This window comes from Gluconacetobacter entanii (assembly GCF_003206495.1).
Taxonomy (GTDB): Bacteria; Pseudomonadota; Alphaproteobacteria; order Acetobacterales; family Acetobacteraceae; genus Novacetimonas; species Novacetimonas entanii.
In genome coordinates this window covers 1-1,400 of sequence record NZ_NKUF01000118.1, presented here as the reverse complement: position 1 = coordinate 1,400, position 1,400 = coordinate 1, and the positions used below count along the sequence as shown (strand labels likewise).

Genomic DNA, 1,400 nt, shown 5'->3' with positions numbered 1-1,400 from the left:
AAGATAGACCGTGAGATTGAACAACTCGAACTGCTCCTTGAAGATGTAAAAATCGCCATCGCGGCAGCCGATCCTTCTCCTGATATCAGGGAGCATGATGTCAGCGATGATGCACTCTCTCCCCCACGGCAGCGTGGCAAACCAAAGGTTTCTGACACGACACCACGGGAGCGTATTGTTCTCGACCCAGGTGAGGCCTGTCCTGCCTGTGGCGGTCCCCTGCGTCTTGTAGGCGAAGATGTCACCGAAATACTGGACTTTATTGCGGCAAAACTGAAAGTTGTCGAAACGGCACGGCTGAAGAAATCCTGCCGTCACTGCGAAACACTGGTGCAGCCTGAAGCACCGTCGCGCCCTGTCCCACGGGGGATGGCTGGCACCGGGCTTTTAGCCCATATCCTGGTCTCGAAATTCGATGACCACATTCCGCTTTATCGTCAGAATGAGATCTTTGCCCGTCAGGGTGTGGACATTCCCCGTTCAACCCTGATCGACTGGTGTGGTCAGGCCGTTGCCGTTCTGCGTCCTCTGACAGATCTGATCCGTCAGGATGTCGTAAAGGCAGACCTGCTACATGCTGATGATACACCCATCCAGGTTCTTGACCCCCGTCTGCGTCAGGCTGGCAAACCCCGGGGCGTGAAGGAAGGGCGGATCTGGAGCTATCTGCGCGATCCCCGCCCATGGGGAGGGAGTGATCCGCCCGCCGTGGCCTACTGGTTCTCTCCCGATCGCAAGGGGATCAATCCCCAGACCCATCTGGCACAGTTCCGGGGCATTCTGCAGGCTGACGCCTACGCCGGGTTCAGGGATCTGTATAAACCAGACGCAACAGGAACCGTGCACGTGCGCGAAGCGGCCTGCTGGGCTCATCTCCGCCGGGCCTTCCATGATGTCTGGAAGGGCAGTGATTCGACAATCGCAAGGGAAGCACTTGAACAGATCGGAGAGCTCTACGATATCGAGCGCCAGATCACCGGACACCCGGCCCCGTATCGTCTGGCTGTCCGACAGGAACAAAGCCGCCCCCGTGTCACAGCATTCCACGCATGGTGCGAAACACAGCTTGCCCGTATCCCTGGAAAGGGGGAACTGGCAAAAGCGATCCGTTATGCGCTCAACCGGTGGAAGGCCTTTACCCTGTTCCTCGAAGATGGTCGTGTCGCCATCGACAACAATCCTGCCGAACGCGCCATACGGCCCGTATGCGTGGGGCGAAAAAATTATCTCTTTGCCGGATCCGACACCGGGGGCGACAACATCGCTGATGCCATGACGCTTATCGAAAGCGCAAAACTCTCCCGGCTTAATCCGCACGATTACCTCGCCGACGTCCTGGCCCGTATCAACGAGCACAAGATCAACCGGCTCCACGAACTGTTGCCATGGAACTGGAAACC

The 1,400-nt window shown here is 57.7% G+C and carries 1 protein-coding gene; it reads left to right on the top strand.

Features of this window, described 5'->3' with window-relative positions:
• Positions 1-1,400 (top strand): IS66 family transposase (gene tnpC, locus CFR72_RS16750; protein WP_110914812.1); only part of this gene is annotated, 1,400 nt, incomplete at both ends.